The following is a 19,070-nucleotide window of genomic DNA, read 5'->3' on the forward strand; positions in this document are numbered from 1 at the left end:
GTAGTGAATGGAGCAAATCCGTTCCCAGAACGGTCAGTTGTGGTGCTGAATGGGAAGTGCGGGGATTCGCAACGGCGCACGCCCCGCTCAGCGAGAGGGGTGCGCCACCGGCGGCTGAGAGGGGTTTGTTCGTGCATGCTTTCCCACACGGCACCACAGCGACACCAACCGCGATCGCAGTACCGTCATCGCTCCGTCTCCCGGTGATCGAGGCGGCATTTCCCCGGAAACTGCACCCGTATTGGCCGAGGCTCCAGGAGAAGACACGTACCTGGCTGCTCGAAAAGCGGCTCATGCCGGCGGACAAGGTCGAGGAATATGCCGACGGCCTGTGCTACACGGACCTCATGGCGGGGTACTACCTGGGCGCCCCCGAGCCGGTCCTGCAGGCGATAGCGGACTACAGCGCGTGGTTCTTCGTCTGGGACGACCGGCACGACCGGGACATCGTCCACGGCCGGGCCGGCGCCTGGCGGCGACTGCGCGACCTGTTGCACACGGCACTCGACTCACCCGGGGAACACCTGCACCACGAGGACACTCTGGTGGCCGGGTTCGCCGACAGTGTGCGGCGCCTGTACGCCTTCCTGCCGACGACCTGGAACGCCCGGTTCGCCCGGCACTTCCACGCGGTGATCGAGGCGTACGACCGGGAATTCCACAACCGCATCCGCGGAATCGTGCCCGGAGTCGAGGAGTACCTGGAACTGCGTCGGCTCACCTTCGCCCACTGGATCTGGACCGACCTGCTGGAGCCGAGCGCGGGCTGCGAACTGCCGGACACGGTACGGAAACACCCGGCATATCGCAGGGCGGCGCTGCTGAGTCAGGAATTCGCGGCCTGGTACAACGACCTCTGCTCGCTGCCCAAGGAAATCGCGGGCGACGAGGTCCACAATCTCGGCATCAGTCTCATCACACATCAGGGACTCACCCTGGAAGAAGCCATTGTGGAAGTCAGGCGACGCGTCGAGGAATCCATCACCGAATTCCTCGTGGTGGAGCAGGACGCGTTACGGTTCGCCGACGCACTCGCCGACGGGACCGTACGCGGAAAGGAACTGAGCGGCGCCGTGCGGACCAACGTCGGCAATATGCGGAACTGGTTCAGTTCCGTCTACTGGTTCCATCACGAGTCCGGCCGGTACATGGTCGACAGCTGGGACGACCGGTCCACACCCCCGTACGTCGACAACGAAGCGGCAGGTGAGAAATGACCGTCGAGTCCGTCAACCCCGAGACCCGCGCGGAAGCGGCGCCGGAGCTGCGCGAGCCGCCCTTCGCGGGTGGCGGCGTACCCCTGCTCGGCCACGGCTGGCGGCTGGCCCGCGACCCGCTGGCCTACATGTCCCAGCTGCGCGACCACGGCGACATCGTGCGCATCAGGCTGGGCCCGAAGACCGTCTACGCGGTCACCGCCCCCGAACTCACCGGCGCCCTCGCGCTGAGCCCCGACTACCACATAGCCGGTCCGCTGTGGGAGTCGCTGGAGGGCCTGCTCGGCAAGGAGGGCGTGGCGACCGCCAACGGCCCGCTCCACCGGCGTCAGCGTCGCACCATCCAGCCGGCCTTCAAACTCGACGCGATCCCCGCGTACGGGCCGATCATGGAGGAGGAGGCGCACGCGCTCACCGAGCGCTGGCGGGCGGGCCAGACCGTCGACGCGACCTCCGAGTCCTTCCGGGTGGCGGTGCGCGTCGCGGCCCGCTGCCTGCTGCGCGGGCAGTACATGGACGAGCGCGCCGAGCGGCTGTGCGTCGCGCTCGCCACCGTCTTCCGGGGCATGTACCGGCGCATGGTCGTCCCGCTCGGACCGCTCTACCGGCTGCCCCTTCCGGCCAACCGCAAATTCAACAGCGCGTTGGCCGATCTGCATCTGCTGGTGGACGAGATCATCACCGAGCGCCGAGCATCCGGTCAAAAGCCGGACGATTTGCTCACGGCATTGCTGGAGGCGAAGGACGACAATGGCGACCCGATCGGGGAACAGGAGATCCACGACCAGGTCGTCGCGATACTCACCCCGGGCAGTGAAACCATCGCCTCCACGATCATGTGGTTGCTGCAGGCACTTGCCGACCACCCGGAACATGCCGACCGCATACGCGACGAAGTCGAAGCGGTGACCGGCGGACGCCCCGTGGCATTCAGGGACGTCCGCAAACTCACGCACACCGGCAATGTCATCCTGGAAGCCATGCGTTTGCGCCCGGCCGTATGGGTATTGACCCGCCGCTCGGTGGCCGAGACCGAACTCGGTGGCTATCGCATTCCGGCCGGTTCGGACATCATCTACAGTCCGTACGCAATCCAGCGCGATGCGAAGTCGTACGCCGACAACCTGGAGTTCGATCCGGACCGCTGGCTTCCGGAGCGGGCGCGGGATGTGCCGAAATACGCCATGAAGCCGTTCAGCGTGGGCAATCGCAAGTGCCCCAGCGACCACTTCTCCATGGCACAGCTGACGCTGATCACGGCCGCGCTCGCCGCGAAGTACCGCTTCGAGCAGGTGGCCGGCTCGAACGACGCCGTGCGGGTCGGCATCACCCTGCGCCCGCACGACCTGCTGGTCAGGCCGGTGGCCCGGTGACGCTCAGGCGGCGGCCTCCGGGCCCCGGAAGGTGCGCCGGTAGGCGTGCGGGGTGGTGTCCAGGGCCCTGACGAACTGGTGCCTGAGGGCCGCCGCCGTACCGAAACCGGTGCGCCAGGCGATCGTGTCCATCGTCTCGTCCGTCGCCTCCAGCAGCCGCTGGGCCAGCAGCACGCGCTGGCGCAGGATCCAGCGGTAGGGAGTCGTGCCCGTCTCCTGCTGGAAGCGGCGGGCGAAGGTGCGTGGGGACATGTGCGCCCGGGCCGCGAGCTGTTCGACGGTGACCTCCTCGTCGAGGTGCTGCTCCATCCAGGCCAGCACCTCGCCGACGGTGTCGCAGGAGGAGCGCGGCAGCGGGCGTTCGATGTACTGCGCCTGTCCGCCGTCCCGGTGCGGCGGCACCACCATGCGCCGGGCGACCCGGTTGGCGACCTCAGGACCCTGTTCCTTGCGCACGATGTGCAGGCAGGCGTCGATCCCGGCGGCGGTGCCGGCGGAGGTGATCACCGGGTCCTCGTCGACGTAGAGCACGTCGGGCGCGACGACGGCCCGCGGGTACTGGCGGCTCAGCTCGGCCGCGTGGTGCCAGTGCACCGCGCACCGCCGCCCGTCCAGCAGCCCCGCGGCGCCCAGCACGAAGACCCCGGAGCACACGCTCAGGACGCGGGCGCCCCGGTCCACCGCCTGCCGCAGGGCGTCCAGCAGCTCGGGCGGATACTCCCGGCGCACGAAGTCGCTCCCGGCCGGCACGGTGATCAGGTCCGCCTCGGCCAGCCGGTCGAGACCGTACGGCGTGGAGACGGTCAGTCCGCCGACATGGGTGCCGAGCGCCGGGCCCTCCGCCGAGACCACCGCGAAGTCGTACTCCGGCAGGCCCTCGTCGCTCCGGTCGATGCCGAAGACCTCGCAGACCACGCCGAGTTCGAAGGGATGCACGCCGTCGAGCAGGACGGCGGCCACGTTTTCGAGCATGCTCCCAGTGTGCACCGGGAGTGGCAGGAAATCGAGGCCCTACGGCAGTCCTGCCACTCCCGGTAAGGAGTATCCGGCGCGACAGTGGTGTCATGAACGGAAACCAGATCGAAGCCCTGATCGGAATGCTCGTGACCTTCGGACTCCTGGTCCTCATGGTCCTCCCCTCGGTGATCGGCATCGTGCGCGACCGGCGCGTCGACCGTCAGATCAGGGAGGCCCGGGAGGGGAGGAGGGGAGAGGAGGTGCCTCAGAAGTCCTCGTCCAGGTCGACGGTTCCCTCCACCGCCACCTGGTACGCCGAGGGACGCCGCTCGAAGAAGTTGGTCAGCTCCTGAACACCCTGCAGCTCCATGAAGGAGAAGGGGTTCTCCGAGCCGTACACGGGGGCGAAGCCGAGGCGCGTCAGACGCTGGTCGGCGACGCACTCCAGGTACTCCCGCATCGAGTCGGTGTTCATGCCCGGGAGGCCGTCACCGCACAGGTCGCGCGCGAACTGCAGCTCGGCCTCGACGGCCTCCCGCAGCATGTCGGTGACCTGCTGCTCGAGCCGCTCGTCGAACAGCTCCGGCTCCTCCTTGCGCACGGTGTCGACCACGTCGAAGGCGAAGGACATGTGCATCGTCTCGTCCCGGAACACCCAGTTGGTGCCGGTGGCCAGACCGTGCAGCAGACCCCGGCTGCGGAACCAGTAGACGTACGCGAAGGCGCCGTAGAAGAACAGGCCCTCGATGCAGGCGGCGAAGCAGATGAGGTTCAGCAGGAAACGGCGGCGGTCGGCCTGGTTCTCCAGGCGGTCGATCGACTCGACCGAGTCCATCCACCTGAAGCAGAACTCGGCCTTCTCGCGGATGGACGGGATGTTCTCCACAGCCGCGAAGGCGGCGTTGCGGTCCTCCGGGTCGGGCAGGTAGGTGTCCAGCAGCGTCAGGTAGAACTGGACGTGGACGGCCTCCTCGAACAGCTGCCGCGACAGGTACAGGCGCGCCTCGGGGGAGTTGATGTGCTTGTAGAGGGTCAGCACCAGGTTGTTCGCCACGATCGAGTCACCGGTGGCGAAGAAGGCCACCAGCCGGCCGATCAGGTGCTGCTCCTCGGGGCTGAGCTTCGCGAGGTCGGCGACGTCCGAGTGGAGGTCGACCTCCTCGACGTGCCAGGTGTTCTTGATGGCGTCCCGGTAGCGCTCGTAGAAGTCGGGGTAGCGCATGGGGCGCAGGGTGAGTTCGAAGCCCGGGTCGAGCAGGTTCTTCGTGTTCATCGCAGTCGGCGCGGAGCGCCGTCCTCCAGTGGTGGTGGTCGGGCGACGGGCGGGCATTACTGGCAGGCCTCGCAGGACTCGGGGTTTTCAAGGGAGCAGGCGACCGCTTCGGGATCCGGGGTGGCCTGGGCGGGGACACTGGCCCGGCCGGCGGCGCGGGCGATCCGGGTCGCCGGGCGCGAACGCAGGTAGTACGTGGTCTTCAGGCCCTGCTTCCAGGCGTACGCGTACATCGAGGAGAGCTTCCCGATGGTCGGCGTCTCGAGGAACAGGTTCAGCGACTGGGCCTGGTCGAGGTACGGGGTGCGGGCGACGGCCATGTCGATCAGGCCGCGCTGCGGGATCTCCCAGGCGGTGCGGTACAGCGCGCGGACGTCCGCGGGGATCCAGGAGAACTCCTGGACCGAGCCGTTGGCCTCGCGCAGCGCCTCCCGGGTGCGGGCGTCCCACACGCCGAGCCGCTTGAGCTCGTTCACCAGGTACGAGTTGACCTGGAGGAACTCGCCGGACAGCGTCTCGCGCTTGAACAGGTTGGACACCTGCGGCTCGATGCACTCGTAGACGCCCGCGATGGAGGCGATGGTGGCGGTCGGCGCGATGGCGAGCAGCAGGGAGTTGCGCAGGCCGGTGGTGGCCATGCGCTCGCGCAGCGCCGCCCAGCGCTCCGGCCAGGCGGTCTCGACGCCGTAGTGGTCGGGGTGCAGCACGCCCCGGGCGGTACGGGTCTTCTCCCAGGCCGGCAGCGGGCCGTTGCGCTCGGCGAGGTCGGTGGACGTCTCGTACGCGGCGAGCATGATCCGCTCGGCGATGCGGGTGGACAGGGCCCTCGCCTCGGGCGAGTCGAAGGGCAGGCGCAGCTGGAAGAAGACGTCCTGCAGGCCCATCGCGCCCAGGCCGACCGGGCGCCAGCGGGCGTTGGAGCGGCCCGCCTGCTCGGTCGGGTAGAAGTTGATGTCGACGACCCGGTCCAGGAAGGTGACGGCGGTGCGGACGGTGGCGTCCAGCCGCTCCCAGTCGATGTCGCCCTTCGCCACGTCGACGAAGGCGCCGAGGTTGACCGAGCCCAGGTTGCAGACCGCCGTCTCGCCGTCGTCCGTGACCTCCAGGATCTCCGTGCAGAGGTTGGAGGAGTGGATGACGTTGCCCGGCTCGGCCGTCTGGTTGGCGGTGCGGTTGGCGGTGTCCTTGAAGGTCATCCAGCCGTTGCCGGTCTGCGCGAGGGTGCGCATCATGCGGCCGTACAGCTCACGGGCGGGCAGGGTCCTGCGGGCGAGCCCGGCGGCCTCGGCCGCGCGGTAGGCCGCGTCGAACTCCGCGCCGTACAGGTCGGTCAGCTCGGGCACGTCGGCGGGCGAGAACAGCGACCACTGGCCGTCGGCGTCCACGCGGCGCATGAACTCGTCCGGGATCCAGTGCGCCAGGTTCAGGTTGTGCGTGCGGCGGGCGTCCTCGCCGGTGTTGTCCCGCAGCTCCAGGAACTCCTCGATGTCCGCGTGCCAGGTCTCCAGGTAGACAGCCGCCGCGCCCTTGCGCCGGCCGCCCTGGTTCACGGCCGCCACCGAGGCGTCCAGCGTCTTCAGGAACGGGACGATGCCGTTGGAGTGCCCGTTGGTGCCGCGGATCAGCGAACCCCGGGAGCGGACGCGGGAGTAGGCGATGCCGATGCCGCCGGCGTGCTTGGAGAGCCGGGCGACCTGGTGGAGGCGGTCGTAGAGGGAGTCCAGCTCGTCCTTGGGGGAGTCGAGGAGGTAGCAGGACGACATCTGGGCGTGCCGGGTGCCCGAGTTGAACAGGGTGGGGGAGGAGGGCAGGTAGTCGAGGCGGCTCATCAGGCCGTAGAGCGCGGTGACCTCGTCCACGGAGCGTGCGCCCGCCTCTGAATCGGACAGAGTGTCCTCGGCGAGGCCGGCGGCGACCCGCAGCATGAAGTGCTGGGGCGTCTCGACGACCTTGCGGGTGATCGGGTGCCGCAGCAGGTAGCGGCTGTGCAGGGTGCGCAGTCCGAAGTAGCCGAAGCGGTCGTCGGCGGCCCGGTCGATCGTCGCGTCCAGCCGGTCCGCGTGCTGCCGCACGAACTCGGCGGTGCGGTCGGCGATCAGGCCCTCGCGGTGGCCGGTGGCGACCGACTCGGTGAAGGACGTGACGCCCTGGGAGGCGGCCTCCGCGCGGATGCCGATGGTCAGCAGCCGGGCGGCGAGGCGGGAGTAGACCGGGTCCTCGGAGATGAGACCGGCCGCCGCCTCCGTGGCCAGCTCGCGCAGCTCGGCCTCGTCCGCGTGGGCGGACCGGCCGCGCAGCGCGGCGGCGGCGACCCGGCCGGGGTCGGCGTCGGGGAGGTCGGCGGTCAGCGCGGTCAGGGTCCGCAGCAGGGCGGCACCGGGTCCGTCGGACTCCTCGGTCACCGGCATCGCTGAAGTCGTCACCGGGGTCGCTGCGGCCGGATCGGCTGGCGCGATGGTCACGTGGGGCACTCCCTCGCTCGGCACGGGGCCTGGCGGAGGGCAGGGGGCAGCACACGAGCGCACGCGGCGTCGCGTCCACCGGCCCACTCCACGAGGCCCGGACGTCATGGCACCCGGGCCGGGAGGCCGGGCGCACTGTCGGCAGGTCCTCGGACTGAGGCACGCGTGCACGTACGTCCGAGAACGTACGGATACACGCATGTACACCGTTGCGGGACAGTTCCGGATTCACACCGGATTCCCCTGCGGCGACAGCGAGCACGAGCATACATCTTGTGCCGGGCTCCGCCAGCACCCCCAGATGTTGTGTCCGTCAGCGTGCCGGGGTGGTGTCAGAGCGTCAGTTCGTAGGTGAGGAGGGTGATGTCGTCCAGCTCCGGCAGGGGGTTCCAGTCGCGGTCCGGCGTGCGGGTGAAGCCCAGGCGCGCGTAGATGCGGTGGGCGGTGCGCATGGCGGCCTGGGTGGACAGCACGACGCGCGCGCAGCCCTCCACGGACCGGGCGCGGTCGACGCAGGCCCGCACGAGCGCCTCGCCGGTCCCGCGTCCGCGTGCCTCGCGGGCGACGGCGAGCATGCGTATCTCGGCCTCACCGGGCCGGGCGATGTCCGCCATGGGTCCGCCGGAGGGCACGAAGGTCACGCCGCCGAGCACCACGCCGTCCGCCGCGGCGACCAGCACCTCGGCGGCCGCCGCCCGCTTGGCCACGGCGCGCAGCTCGTGCAGGTACGCGTCGGCCTCCCCGAAGTCGAGGAGGCCGTCGCGCAGGTAGGCCTGTGCGGTGATCTCGCCGAGGGTGTCGTACTCCTCGGCCGCCGCCCGCCGGATCACGAAGTCCATGACGCCGAGTGTGCCCGACGGGTACGACAACGGGCCGCCGGATTTCTCCGGCGGCCCGCTGAGGAGGAAGGACCTCTGGGAAGGACCTTAGTGCGAGGTGCCCGCCGTGGCCGGCGGCAGTTCGACCTCGACGCCCGGGTCGCCCGCGTCCGCCGTGTAGTCGCTCGGCTTGGTCTCGTCGACGCCGTCGGGTGCCTTGACCGCCCGCAGGACGAAGGTCAGGACCACGGTGACCACGATGTTCAGCACGAAGGCGGTGAGACCGATGTAGCCGATCTCGCCGATGCCGGGGATCTCGTCGGAGGAGCCGCCGAAGTGCTTCTGCGTCGGCGAGGCCACACCGTACGCGGCGACCGTGCCGTAGACCATGCCGACCGCCCAGCCGCCGAGCAGCGCCCAGCGGTGGAACCAACGGGTGAACAGGCCGCCGACCAGCGCCGGGAAGGTCTGCAGGATCCAGATGCCGCCGAGCAGCTGGAAGTTGATCGCGACCGTCTTGTCCATGCCCAGGACGAAGACCAGCGCGCCCACCTTCACCAGCAGCGACACCAGCTTGGAGACCTTGGTCTCCTGGGCCGGGGTGGCGTCCGGCTTGATGAAGTCCTTGTAGATGTTGCGGGTGAAGAGGTTCGCCGCCGCGATCGACATGATCGCCGCCGGCACCAGCGCGCCGATGCCGATGGCCGCGAAGGCCACGCCCGCGAACCAGTCCGGGAACATGTTCTCGAACAGCTGCGGGATCGCCAGCTGCCCGTTCTCCACCTTGACGCCCGCCGCGATCGCCATGAAGCCCAGCAGCGCGAGCAGACCCAGCATCAGCGAGTACAGCGGCAGGATCGTGGTGTTGCGCCGGATCACCTCACGGCTGCGCGAGGACAGCGTCGCGGTGATCGAGTGCGGGTACATGAAGAGCGCCAGGGCCGAGCCGAGCGCCAGCGTGGCGTACGTCCACTGCCCGCCGTGGTTCGGCACCAGGCCGCCGTTGCCCGACGCGGTGAACTTGTCGTTCGCCGCGGCGAAGATGTCGTCGAAGCCGCCCAGCTTGATCGGGATGTAGATGATCGCCACCGCGATCACGATGTAGATCAGCGTGTCCTTGACGAACGCGATCAGCGCGGGCGCGCGCAGCCCCGACGAGTAGGTGTACGCCGCCAGCACACCGAACGCGATCAGCAGCGGCAGGTCCTTGATGAACCAGTTGGTGTCCTCGCCGCCGCCGACGCCCATCACGTCGAGCACGGCCTGGATGCCGACCAGCTGGAGCGCGATGTACGGCATCGTCGCGAGGATGCCGGTGACGGCGACCGCCAGCGACAGCCCCTTCGAGCCGAACCGGCCGCGCACGAAGTCCGAGGTCGTCACGTAGCCGTGCTTGTGGGAGACCGACCACAGGCGCGGCAGGAAGGTGAAGATCAGCGGGTAGACCAGGATCGTGTACGGCACCGCGAAGAAGCCGGCCGCGCCCGCCGCGTAGATCGCCGCCGGGACGGCCACGAAGGTGTACGCGGTGTACAGGTCGCCGCCCAGCAGGAACCAGGTGACCCAGGTGCCGAACGAGCGGCCGCCGAGGCCCCACTCGTCGAGGCTGTGCTCGTTCGCGGCCCGGCGCCAGCGGGCGGCCAGGAATCCCATGGCGGTGACGAGGACGAAGAAGAAGATGAAGACGCCGAGCGCGACGCCGTTCACGCCGTCGTTCATTTGGCCCCGCCTTCCCGGCGGGCGCGCTGGTCACGCTGCCACAGCTGGTACGCGATCACCGTGAGCACGGTGGAGATGAGTACCCACGCCATCTGGTACCAGTAGAAGAACGGTATGCCGATGAAGGTCGGGTCCGTCTTCGCGTACGAACCGACCCAGAGCATGGCGACGAACGGTGCGACTAGGCAGAGGCCGATGACGACGCGCACAGGCGTCACCACCGGGCCTCTGCTCACTTCCGGGGCTTGTGACATGCGGTGGCTCCGTCCCCTCGCTGATCACCTCGTGCAGTGCGCACGAAATGTAGGTGACGGCGTCAGGACAGCGGAAGCCCTCGTCCGCATATCGGTCCTGAACTGCAACTTCGCGGCCGGGAGCGGTATGTTCTGCCCGGTTTGCGCTAGTCCTGGGGGCGCTTCAGGCGGGCCACGAACTTGTAGCGGTCGCCCCGGTACACCGAGCGCACCCACTCCACCGGCTGACCGGTGCGGTCCAGGGAGTGGCGGGAGAGCATCAGCATCGGCAGGCCCACGTCGGTGCCGAGCAGGCCGGCCTCGCGCGGGGTGGCCAGCGAGGTCTCGATGGTCTCCTCGGCCTCGGCGAGATGGACGTCGTACACCTCGGCGAGCGCGGTGTACAGGGACGTGTACTTCACCAGGGACCGGCGCAGCGCGGGGAAGCGTTTCGCCGACAGGTGGGTGGTCTCGATGGCCATCGGCTCGCCGTTGGCCATGCGCAGCCGCTCGATGCGCAGCACCCGTCCACCGGCCGTGATGTCGAGGAGGCCGGCGAGCCGGTCGTCGGCGGTGATGTAGCCGATGTCCAGCAGCTGCGAGGTGGGTTCGAGGCCCTGGGCCCGCATGTCCTCGGTGTAGGAGGTGAGTTGCAGCGCCTGGGACACCTTGGGCTTGGCGACGAAGGTGCCCTTGCCCTGGATGCGCTCCAGGCGGCCCTCCACCACCAGCTCCTGGAGGGCCTGGCGCACGGTGGTGCGCGAGGTGTCGAACTCGGCGGCCAGTGTGCGCTCCGGCGGGACCGGCGTGCCCGGTGTCTGTGTCCGGGTCATGTCGAGCAGATGCTTCTTCAGACGGTAGTACTTGGGCACGCGCGCGGTACGGACGGTCGCCCCACCCTCGTTCTCCGCACTGCTGACGTCGGTGCTCATGCTCTGCCTTCCCGGCTCCGGGTGCCGAAGTGACCGGCATTCCTGTCGGTCACGGCTCACATCGTGGCACGGCTTCGTGCCGGGATGGCCCGGCACGCTCCGTGATCCCTTCTGTATACCCCCGGGACCCCCCTTGGTCTAGTCCACAGCAGGGTCGGGCGTCGCTGGTACGCGCGTTCGGGGCCGTACCGGCACGCCGTTCTGCGGGTGGTGGTACACCCGGTCCTGGTCCGCCCGATCTGGGGCTTGCGCAATGAAAGGTCCCTGCATATCTCGGTCGCATCACGGACGCGGGGAGCGTGGTTGAACACCCTTGACAGCCCTATTGGTCTGGGCCAAGCTCCCCGTACTGGTCTACACCATTGGTCCAGGTCCCGGCCCCATGGGCGGTCCGCGTCGACGAGCAACCGCGGGGAGGCAGGGGGGTTTTGTGGCATCCCTGAGGAGGGTGGCGTGAAGCGCAAGCTGATAGCCGCGATCGGTATCGCGGGCATGATGGTCTCGATCGCGGCGTGCGGGGGCGACAGCGGCGACGACGGCAAGAAGGCCGGGGCGGACGGTTACGCCGGCGAGACGCTCACCGTGTGGGTGATGGACGGGTCCTCGCCGGACCAGTGGCAGAAGGACGTGGCGGCCGCCTTCGAGAAGAAGACGAAGGCGAAGGTCAAGTTCGAGGTCCAGACGTGGAACGGTATTCAGCAGAAGCTGACGACCGCCCTGTCCGAGGAGAACCCGCCGGACGTCTTCGAGATCGGCAACACCCAGACGCCGGCCTACGCGAAGACCGGTGGTCTCGCCGACCTGGCCGACCTGAAGAGCTCGATCGGCACGGACTGGTCCGAGTCCCTGAACGAGTCCGCCGTCTTCGACGGCAAGCAGTACGCCGCCCCGTGGTTCGTGGTCAACCGCGTGGTGGTCTACAACAAGAAGGTCTGGGCGGACGCGGGCATCAAGGAACTGCCCAAGACCCGCGACGAGTTCTACGCCGACCTCAAGACGATCGGTGACAAGACCGACGCCGAGCCCATCTACCTGCCGGGCCAGAACTGGTACCACTTCGTCGGCCTCGCGATCGGCGAGGGCGCGGAGCTGGTCAAGAAGGACGGCGACAAGTACGTCTCCAACCTGGCGGACCCGAAGGTCGCCGCGGCCATGGAGACCTACAAGAAGTTCCAGTCCCTCTCCAAGGCGCCCAAGGACAAGGACGAGGCCACCCCGCAGCAGGGTGAGGTCTTCGCCAAGGGCAAGACCGGCGCCTTCATCGGCATGGGCTGGGAAGCCGGCATCGCGATCGAGACCGACCCGGCGATCGAGAAGGACCTCGGCTACTTCACCATCCCGGGTGCGACGGCGGAGAAGCCCGAGGGCGTCTTTCTCGGCGGTTCCAACCTGGCCGTCGCCGCGGGCAGCAAGAAGCAGGAGCTGGCCAAGGAGTTCCTGAAGGTCACGCTCTCCGACGAGTTCGAGGGCGCCCTGGCCAAGGCCAACGGCGTCATCCCGAACAAGGACTCGCTCCAGTCCAACCTGAAGGGCAACGCCGCCGCCGAGGCCGCCGCGCCCGCCGCCGGTGGCGGTGGCACCACGCCGCTGATCCCGGAGTGGGCCGCGGTCGAGAACGCGCCCAACCCGATCAAGACCTACATGACCGCCGTGCTCAACGGCAAGAGCACCGCCGAGGCGGCCAAGCAGGTCGAGGAAGAGTTCAACAAGCGCCTGTCGCAGCAGCAGTAACACCGGGTGTGCCGGGGCGGAGTGGCCGGTGACGGCCCCCGCCCCGGCGACCGTACGCGGGTCGACGTACACAGGTCGAGAAGAGAGAACGCGAGCATGACCGTGCAGACCGAACGGCCGCCCTCGGGCCCGGCGGACGTCCGCAAGGCGGACGGCGGGGGATCCGGCGGACCGAGAACGAGAGCCGCGTCGCGCGCCGGCGCCCTCGCCCCGTACCTGTTGCTGCTGCCCGCCGTCGCGGCCTCCGTGCTGCTGCTCGGCTGGCCGCTGCTGAAGGACGTCCTGCTGTCCTTCCAGAACCTCAACATGGCGCAGCTGATCCAGCACGTCACCGAGTGGAACGGCGTCGAGAACTACAAGGAGACCCTCACCAGCGAGCAGTTCTGGCGGGTCACCCTCCGCTCGATCCTCTTCACCGCGGCCAACGTCGCCCTGATCATGGTCCTCGGCACCCTGATCGGCCTGCTCCTCGCCCGCCTCGGCAGGCGGATGCGGTTCACCCTGCTGATCGGCCTGGTGCTGGCCTGGGCGATGCCCGTGGTGGCCGCCACCACCGTCTACCAGTGGCTCTTCGCCACCCGTTACGGCGTCGTCAACTGGGTCCTGGACAAGCTCGGCTGGCACTCCATGGCCGACTACAGCTGGACCAGCAGCCAGATGTCGACGTTCTTCGTCGTCACCCTGCTGATCGTCTGGATGTCCATCCCGTTCGTCGCGATCAACCTGTACGCGGCGACCACCACCATCCCGGGAGAGCTCTACGAGGCCGCGTCGCTCGACGGCGCCGGCGTCTGGCGGAGCTTCACCACGGTCACCATGCCGTTCCTGCGCCCCTTCCTCTACGCCACGACCTTCCTGGAGATCATCTGGGTCTTCAAGGCGTTCGTGCAGGTCTACACCTTCAACGAGGGCGGCCCGGACCGGCTCACCGAGATCCTGCCCGTGTACGCCTACGTCGAGGGCGTCGGCAACCAGCACTACGGCATGGGTGCGGCGATCGCCGTCCTGACCATCCTGATCCTGCTCGGCCTGACCGCCTACTACCTCAGGATCGTGCTCAAGCAAGAGGAGGACGAGCTGTGAAGCGCTCGCTCTTCGGCCGCGTCTGGCCCAACGCCACGGCGGTCGTCCTGTTCATCGGCTTCGTCTTCCCCGTGTACTGGATGTTCGCCACGGCCCTCAAGCCGCGGGGCGACATCCTCGCCGACAACCCGGTGTGGTTCCCGACCGACATCACCTTCGAGCACTTCGAGACCGCGACGGGCGCCGACCACTTCTGGACGTACGTCACCAACTCGCTCACGGTGACCATCTGCGCGGTCGTCTTCTCCCTGATCATCGCGCTGGCCGGGTCCTTCGCCCTGGCGCGGATGCGGTTCAGGGGGCGGCGCGGCTTCATCATCGGCTTCATGCTGGCCCAGATGGCGCCCTGGGAAGTCATGGTCATCGCGATGTACATGATCGTGCGGGACGCGTCGATGCTGAACAGCCTCGTGCCGCTCACGCTCTTCTACATGATGATGATCCTGCCCTTCACCATCCTGACGCTGCGCGGCTTCGTCGCCGCGGTGCCCAAGGAGCTGGAGGAGTCCGCGATGGTCGACGGCTGCACCCGCGCCCAGGCGTTCCGCCGGGTCATCCTGCCGCTGCTCGCGCCGGGCCTGATGTCCACCTCGCTGTTCGGCTTCATCACCGCCTGGAACGAGTTCGCCCTCGTCCTGGTCCTCAACAAGGACACCGAGGCCAAGACGCTGCCGCTGTGGCTGTCCAGCTTCCAGACCCAGTTCGGCGACGACTGGGGTGCGACCATGGCCGCGTCGTCCCTCTTCGCCGTCCCGATCCTGATCCTCTTCGTCTTCCTCCAGCGCAAGGCCGTCAGTGGCCTGACCGCCGGCGCCGTGAAGGGATAACGCCACCCGATGACGACCATCGCCAGCGGCACCGACACACTCACGCAGAACGCGCTCACCGTTCTCCAGCCCGGCTTCTCCGGCACCACCGCCCCCGACTGGCTGCTGCGCCGCCTTGGGGAGGGGCTCGCCTCCGTCGCCCTGTTCGGGCGGAACGTCGAGACGCCCGACCAGGTGGCGGCCCTGACCGCGCAGCTCCGCGCCGAACGCGAGGACGTGCTGGTCGCCATCGACGAGGAGGGCGGCGACGTCACCCGCCTCGAGGTGCGCACCGGCTCCTCCTTCCCCGGCAACCACGCCCTCGGCGCGGTGGACGACGTGGGCCTCACCCGCGAGGTCGCCGCCGAACTGGGCCGCCGGCTCGCGGACTGCGGCGTCAACTTCAACTGGGCGCCGTCCGCCGACGTGAACTCCAACCCGGACAACCCGGTCATCGGCGTACGCTCCTTCGGCGCGAGCACCGACCTGGTCGCCCGGCACACCGCCGCCTACGTCACCGGCATGCAGTCGGCCGGCGTCGCCACCTGCACCAAGCACTTCCCGGGGCACGGGGACACGGGCATCGACTCGCACCACGCCGTGCCGCGCATCGACGTGGACGCCGCGGTGCTGGCCGAACGCGACCTGGTCCCGTTCCGCGCGGCCATCGCCGCCGGCAGCCGCGCGGTGATGAGCGCCCACATCCTGGCCCCGGCCCTGGACCCGGACCGCCCGGCCACGCTCTCCCGCCGCATCCTGACCGACCTGCTCCGCGGTGAGCTGGGTTACGACGGCCTCATCGTCACCGACGGCATCGAGATGCGGGCCATCTCCGGCACCTACGGCATCGAACGCGGCAGCGCCCTGGCCATCGCGGCGGGCGCCGACGCGATCTGCGTGGGCGGCGGCCTCTGCGACGAGGACACCGTGCGGCGGCTGTCCGACGCCCTGGTCGAGGCGGTCCGCTCCGGCGAACTGCCCGAGGAGCGGCTGGCCGACGCGGCCGACCGGGTCCGTGCCCTGTCCCGCTGGACCGCGGCGAACCGCCCGGACGCCCGCACCGCTGGTGCCCCGGACGAGGAGGTGGGCCTGCGCGCGGCCCGCCGTGCCCTGCGCGTCACGGCGACCGAGGGCTTCGGCCCGCTCACGGCGCCGCCGTTCGTGGCCGCCTTCACCCCGGTCGCGAACATCGCGGTCGGCGACGAGACCCCCTGGGGCGTCGCCGCCGAACTCCGCCGTCTGCTCCCGGGCACGGAGACCGGCAGCTTCACCGGACCCGACGCCGGGCACGAGGCACTGTCCGCGGCGGGCACGCGCCGGGTCGTCGCGGTCGTCCGCGACGAGCACCGCCACCCCTGGATGGCGGCGGCCCTCGACACGCTGCTGGCGGCCCGGCCCGACACGGTCGTCGTCGAGATGGGCGTTCCCCGGGCCGAACCCCGCGGCTCCCTCCACCTGGCCACCTACGGAGCGGCCCGCGTCTGCGGCCGGGCGGCGGCGGAGGCGGTCGTCGGAATCTGACGACACCCGCCGTCCGACGACACCCGCCGACGACACCCGCCGGGTGTGCGGACCGATCGGGGGTTCGGAGGATCTTCCCGGTCTACGCGGCGCGCTTCAGTTCGGCCCGGCCGAACAGCAGCGCGTAGCCGGTGGGGAGCTGGTGCAGGATGCGGGTGATGAGGTCGGGGCCGGCGTGGGCGGCGACGGCGGCGAAGACGGAGCCGGTGTCCCAGCGGGTGGTGGCCAGGGAGGCCCCGGAGCGGGCGGCGAGGTCCTTGACGAAGGCCCATCCGGTCAGCGGCCGGGTGTCGGGGATCTGCGCGGTCAGGACACGCGCGGCCTCCTGGGGCAGGCAGGCGGCCAGGTCGACGCGTTCGTCGCCGGTCAGCCGGCGTCCCAGCCCCGAGAGGACCAGGCGGACGGCTTCGTCGGCTCTCTCGATGGTGGGGTACGCGCCTTCGTAGCGGACCTTCTCCAGCATCTGCTCGTACGCCGTCCCGTACGGCTGCTGGTGCTCAGACGGTACGCGCACGTCGGTGATCACTGCGGTGCATGCCTTTCGTGGAGGGGTGCGGTGTGTGGCACCGAGGTAGGGGTCGGATGGGCTGGGGCGGCCGAAGAAGAGTTCGTGGCCGACGGGGAGGCCGACGGGGAGGCCGACGAACCGTTCGGGTAGCGGTTCGGCGCGCGGCGGGTCGAGCAGGGGCGAGGTCCGCGCCCGGCTCGCGGCACGCCGGACTGCCCACGGGGTGCGGAGGGCGGGGTGAGGGGGGAGACCGGGGTGCCCGTCCTCCGCACCGTCCGGCCGTGTCAGCCGGAGATCTCCTTGCGGCCGGTCCCGATGCCGATGGAGATCTTGCGGGGCTTGGCGCGCTCGGCGATCGGGATGCGCAGGGTCAGCACGCCCGCGTCGTAGTCGGCCTGGATGCGCTCGGTGTCGAGGGTGTCGGCGAGCACGATCTGGCGGGAGAAGGCACCCAGCGGCCGCTCGGACAGTTCCATCTGAACGTCGTCGGCCTTCGCCACCGGTCGGCGCTCGGCCTTGACCGTCAGCATGTTCCGCTCGACGTTGATGTCGATCGCGTCCGCGCTGACGCCGGGCAGGTCGAAGGCCACCACGTACTCGTCGCCCTCGCGGTAGGCGTCCATCGGCATCGCCGCCGGCCTCGACCAGGTGCCCGGACCCATCAGCTGCTGCGTCAGCCGGTCCAGCTCACGGAAGGGATCAGTGCGCATCAACATCGTGAATACACCTCCAGCAGGTTCAGGCAGTTGCTGCCAATGCGCTTCACTGACACTGTTGTAGCATGTCATCCAATGGATGACAAACGCGATGTCATCTTCCCAATGACAAGCCCGAGGAGGTGCCCGTGACCCCGGCCGACCAGCCGTCCCCGTCCCGCACCGACGCCCACAGCCCGGCGTCGTTCCTTGCCGCCGCGGCGGCCCTTGATGCCATAGACCACGTCCTGCGCGACGCCCAGCAGGCGGCCGCGGACGTTCCCGACGCCCCCGGCCCCGGGCCGGAGCAGGCGCTGGCCTCCCTGATGCTGCTGGGTCAGGTACGCGAGCGGCTCGCCGGATGGGAGACCGGCCTGATCGAAACGGCCCGCGACGCGGGAGCCAGTTGGGCAGACCTAGCCCACCCCCTCGGCGTCGCCAGCAGGCAGGCCGCCGAGCGCCGCTACCTGCGCGGCCGCCCCGGCCCCGCCGGAACCACCGGCGAAGAGCGTGTGACCGCCACCCGCCAGGCCCGGGCCGCCGAACGGAGCACCGCCACCTGGGCCCGCAGCAACGCGGCAGACCTGCGCCGCCTCGCCGGCCAGATCACCGCACTCACCGACCTCCCCCCCGCCGCCCACCGCCCGCTCGGCGAGCTCCACGCGGCCCTCGCCCACGACGACCCCGCCGACCTCATCGCCCCGTTGGCCGCCACCCGCCCCCACCTGGCCGCCGCCCACCCCGGGCTCGCCGCCCGGCTCGACACCCTGTCACCCCCGTGACCCCACCCTGCGCACCCCGGTAGCAGCCCGGTCGGCCTCCGGCCGGGAACGCGGCGTCGGCGGTACGACAAGGGCGCCGGCCCCCGTGCGGGGTGCCGGCGCCCTTCGCGCGTCCCTCGGACCACCCCGCGGCGTGGCGGCCGGGGTGCTGCCGGACCGGTCAGATGCCCTGCCACTCCGGCTTGTGGGCGTAGGTGTGCCGGAAGTAGTCGGCGAGCTTCAGCTTGGAAGCGGCGGCCTCGTCGACGACGACCGTGGCGTGCGGGTGCAACTGCAGTGCGGAGGCCGGGCACACGGCCGCGACCGGGCCCTCGACGCTCGCGGCGACCGCGTCCGCCTTGCCCTCACCGGTGGCGAGCAGCACCACGTGCCGCGCCTCCAGGATGGTGCCGATGCCCTGCGTGATCACGTGGTGCGGCACCTGCTCGATGTCGCCGTCGAAGAAGCGCGCGTTGTCGACGCGGGTCTGCTCGGTGAGCGTCTTGATCCTGGTCCGGGAGGCCAGCGAGGAGCACGGTTCGTTGAAGCCGATGTGTCCGTCGGTGCCGATGCCCAGCAGCTGGAGGTCGACCCCGCCGGCCCCGCTCAGCGCCTGGTCGTACTCCTCGCACGCCGCCTGGACGTCCGCGGCCGTGCCGTCGGGGCCCGTGAACGCGTCCATGCCGATCCCGAGCGGTTCGAGCACCTCGCGCCGCAGCACCGAGCGGTACGACTCCGGGTGCTCCGCCGGCAGCCCCACGTACTCGTCGAGCTGGGCGATCCGCGCCCGCGCGGTGTCCACGGCACCCGAGCGCACCTTGGCCGCCAGCGCCTCGTACACGGGCAGCGGCGTGGAACCGGTGGCCACCCCGAGCAGGGCGTCGGGCTTGCGCCGGAGCAGCTGCGCCATGGCCTCGGCTATGAGTTCGCCGCCCGCCTTGGCATCGGGAACGATGACAACTTCCACGCTGGCCTGCCGTT

Annotated in this window: 18 protein-coding genes and 1 riboswitch; of the genes, 8 read left to right on the forward strand and 10 right to left on the reverse strand. The window is 69.9% G+C overall.

Annotated features, from left to right (window positions below; all coding sequences use genetic code 11):
* The first annotated feature begins 131 nt into the window (after positions 1 to 131).
* Complete coding sequence (cyc1, locus tag OIE75_RS25035; RefSeq protein WP_329472186.1) at positions 132 to 1,217, forward strand: epi-isozizaene synthase; 1,086 nt, start codon at positions 132 to 134, stop codon at positions 1,215 to 1,217.
* The gene (locus OIE75_RS25040) at positions 1,214 to 2,590 is read left to right on the forward strand and encodes a bifunctional albaflavenone monooxygenase/terpene synthase (RefSeq protein WP_329472187.1); all 1,377 of its coding nucleotides are present in this window, start codon (positions 1,214 to 1,216) and stop codon (positions 2,588 to 2,590) included. Before cyc1 ends, OIE75_RS25040 begins: the two co-directional genes overlap by 4 nt.
* A 3-nt stretch (positions 2,591 to 2,593) precedes the next feature.
* Here OIE75_RS25040 and OIE75_RS25045 read toward each other — a convergent pair whose 3' ends face one another.
* Positions 2,594 to 3,562 (reverse strand): GlxA family transcriptional regulator, encoded by a 969-nt coding sequence (locus tag OIE75_RS25045; RefSeq protein ID WP_329472188.1) that lies wholly within the window; start codon positions 3,560 to 3,562, stop codon positions 2,594 to 2,596.
* 92 nt (positions 3,563 to 3,654) lie between these two features.
* On the opposite strand from OIE75_RS25045, the gene OIE75_RS25050 reads away from it, so the two are divergent.
* Positions 3,655 to 3,900 (forward strand): hypothetical protein, encoded by a 246-nt coding sequence (locus OIE75_RS25050; protein ID WP_307015046.1) that lies wholly within the window; start codon positions 3,655 to 3,657, stop codon positions 3,898 to 3,900.
* Here the strand turns inward: OIE75_RS25050 and OIE75_RS25055 are convergent.
* The 6 genes from OIE75_RS25055 to OIE75_RS25080 all read right to left on the reverse strand — a co-directional run bounded on the left by OIE75_RS25055 (position 3,813) and on the right by OIE75_RS25080 (position 10,984).
* Positions 3,813 to 4,820 carry a ribonucleotide-diphosphate reductase subunit beta gene (locus tag OIE75_RS25055; protein WP_329472189.1) on the reverse strand — a complete coding sequence of 336 codons (1,008 nt, stop codon included), beginning with the start codon at positions 4,818 to 4,820 and terminating at the stop codon, positions 3,813 to 3,815. The genes OIE75_RS25050 and OIE75_RS25055 overlap by 88 nt on opposite strands.
* Positions 4,821 to 4,876: 56 nt before the next feature.
* A complete protein-coding gene (locus OIE75_RS25060; RefSeq protein ID WP_329472190.1) occupies positions 4,877 to 7,282 on the reverse strand; it encodes a ribonucleoside-diphosphate reductase subunit alpha in 2,406 nt (801 codons plus the stop codon).
* Positions 7,283 to 7,405: 123 nt separating this feature from the next.
* A riboswitch (cobalamin riboswitch) is annotated at positions 7,406 to 7,550 on the reverse strand.
* 64 nt (positions 7,551 to 7,614) lie between these two features.
* On the reverse strand, positions 7,615 to 8,121 hold the full coding sequence (locus OIE75_RS25065) for a GNAT family N-acetyltransferase (RefSeq protein ID WP_329472191.1): 507 nt from the start codon (positions 8,119 to 8,121) through the stop codon (positions 7,615 to 7,617).
* An 87-nt stretch (positions 8,122 to 8,208) separates the two neighbouring features.
* Positions 8,209 to 9,819: a monocarboxylate uptake permease MctP gene (gene mctP, locus OIE75_RS25070; RefSeq protein ID WP_307015050.1), complete on the reverse strand. Its 1,611-nt coding sequence runs from the start codon at positions 9,817 to 9,819 to the stop codon at positions 8,209 to 8,211.
* Positions 9,816 to 10,073 (reverse strand): DUF3311 domain-containing protein, encoded by a 258-nt coding sequence (locus OIE75_RS25075; RefSeq protein ID WP_234954777.1) that lies wholly within the window; start codon positions 10,071 to 10,073, stop codon positions 9,816 to 9,818. Before OIE75_RS25075 ends, mctP begins: the two co-directional genes overlap by 4 nt.
* A 146-nt stretch (positions 10,074 to 10,219) precedes the next feature.
* Positions 10,220 to 10,984, reverse strand: a complete 765-nt coding sequence (locus OIE75_RS25080) for a GntR family transcriptional regulator (protein WP_104633722.1) — start codon at positions 10,982 to 10,984, stop codon at positions 10,220 to 10,222.
* A 453-nt stretch (positions 10,985 to 11,437) separates the two neighbouring features.
* Between OIE75_RS25080 and OIE75_RS25085 the strand changes: the two genes are divergently transcribed.
* From OIE75_RS25085 to OIE75_RS25100, 4 genes are all read left to right on the forward strand, one after another.
* Positions 11,438 to 12,715 (forward strand): extracellular solute-binding protein, encoded by a 1,278-nt coding sequence (locus OIE75_RS25085; RefSeq protein ID WP_307015053.1) that lies wholly within the window; start codon positions 11,438 to 11,440, stop codon positions 12,713 to 12,715.
* Positions 12,716 to 12,811: 96 nt separating this feature from the next.
* Complete coding sequence (locus OIE75_RS25090; RefSeq protein ID WP_064729764.1) at positions 12,812 to 13,798, forward strand: carbohydrate ABC transporter permease; 987 nt, start codon at positions 12,812 to 12,814, stop codon at positions 13,796 to 13,798.
* Positions 13,795 to 14,625, forward strand: coding sequence for a carbohydrate ABC transporter permease (locus OIE75_RS25095; RefSeq protein WP_307015055.1), 831 nt, complete (start codon positions 13,795 to 13,797; stop codon positions 14,623 to 14,625). The genes OIE75_RS25090 and OIE75_RS25095 overlap by 4 nt, the downstream gene beginning before the upstream one ends.
* A gap of 9 nt (positions 14,626 to 14,634) precedes the next feature.
* Positions 14,635 to 16,125 (forward strand): glycoside hydrolase family 3 protein, encoded by a 1,491-nt coding sequence (locus tag OIE75_RS25100; RefSeq protein ID WP_307015056.1) that lies wholly within the window; start codon positions 14,635 to 14,637, stop codon positions 16,123 to 16,125.
* A gap of 82 nt (positions 16,126 to 16,207) precedes the next feature.
* On the opposite strand, the gene OIE75_RS25105 is transcribed toward OIE75_RS25100, so the two are convergent.
* Entirely contained in the window at positions 16,208 to 16,651 is a 444-nt protein-coding gene (locus OIE75_RS25105; RefSeq protein WP_307015057.1) for a DUF2267 domain-containing protein, read from the reverse strand.
* Between the two features lie 266 nt (positions 16,652 to 16,917).
* Positions 16,918 to 17,349 carry an Hsp20/alpha crystallin family protein gene (locus OIE75_RS25110; RefSeq protein ID WP_307015058.1) on the reverse strand — a complete coding sequence of 144 codons (432 nt, stop codon included), beginning with the start codon at positions 17,347 to 17,349 and terminating at the stop codon, positions 16,918 to 16,920.
* Positions 17,350 to 17,477: 128 nt separating this feature from the next.
* On the opposite strand from OIE75_RS25110, the gene OIE75_RS25115 reads away from it, so the two are divergent.
* The gene (locus OIE75_RS25115) at positions 17,478 to 18,110 is read left to right on the forward strand and encodes a type III effector protein (RefSeq protein ID WP_329472193.1); all 633 of its coding nucleotides are present in this window, start codon (positions 17,478 to 17,480) and stop codon (positions 18,108 to 18,110) included.
* Between the two features lie 160 nt (positions 18,111 to 18,270).
* Here OIE75_RS25115 and nagB read toward each other — a convergent pair whose 3' ends face one another.
* The gene (nagB, locus tag OIE75_RS25120) at positions 18,271 to 19,056 is read right to left on the reverse strand and encodes a glucosamine-6-phosphate deaminase (RefSeq protein ID WP_329472195.1); all 786 of its coding nucleotides are present in this window, start codon (positions 19,054 to 19,056) and stop codon (positions 18,271 to 18,273) included.
* Between the last annotated feature and the right edge of the window lie 14 nt (positions 19,057 to 19,070).

This window comes from Streptomyces sp. NBC_01723 (assembly GCF_036246005.1).
Lineage (GTDB): Bacteria > Actinomycetota > Actinomycetes > Streptomycetales > Streptomycetaceae > Streptomyces.

Coding starts and splice junctions, on each gene's coding strand:
- OIE75_RS25040 (WP_329472187.1), top strand. CDS start 1,214: ATGACCGTCGAGTCCGTCAACCCCGAGACCCGCGCGGAAGCGGCGCCG.
- mctP (WP_307015050.1), bottom strand. CDS start 9,819: ATGAACGACGGCGTGAACGGCGTCGCGCTCGGCGTCTTCATCTTCTTC.
- OIE75_RS25050 (WP_307015046.1), top strand. CDS start 3,655: ATGAACGGAAACCAGATCGAAGCCCTGATCGGAATGCTCGTGACCTTC.
- OIE75_RS25045 (WP_329472188.1), bottom strand. CDS start 3,562: ATGCTCGAAAACGTGGCCGCCGTCCTGCTCGACGGCGTGCATCCCTTC.
- OIE75_RS25075 (WP_234954777.1), bottom strand. CDS start 10,073: ATGTCACAAGCCCCGGAAGTGAGCAGAGGCCCGGTGGTGACGCCTGTG.
- OIE75_RS25080 (WP_104633722.1), bottom strand. CDS start 10,984: ATGAGCACCGACGTCAGCAGTGCGGAGAACGAGGGTGGGGCGACCGTC.
- OIE75_RS25055 (WP_329472189.1), bottom strand. CDS start 4,820: ATGAACACGAAGAACCTGCTCGACCCGGGCTTCGAACTCACCCTGCGC.
- OIE75_RS25065 (WP_329472191.1), bottom strand. CDS start 8,121: ATGGACTTCGTGATCCGGCGGGCGGCGGCCGAGGAGTACGACACCCTC.
- OIE75_RS25100 (WP_307015056.1), top strand. CDS start 14,635: ATGACGACCATCGCCAGCGGCACCGACACACTCACGCAGAACGCGCTC.
- OIE75_RS25090 (WP_064729764.1), top strand. CDS start 12,812: ATGACCGTGCAGACCGAACGGCCGCCCTCGGGCCCGGCGGACGTCCGC.
- OIE75_RS25110 (WP_307015058.1), bottom strand. CDS start 17,349: ATGTTGATGCGCACTGATCCCTTCCGTGAGCTGGACCGGCTGACGCAG.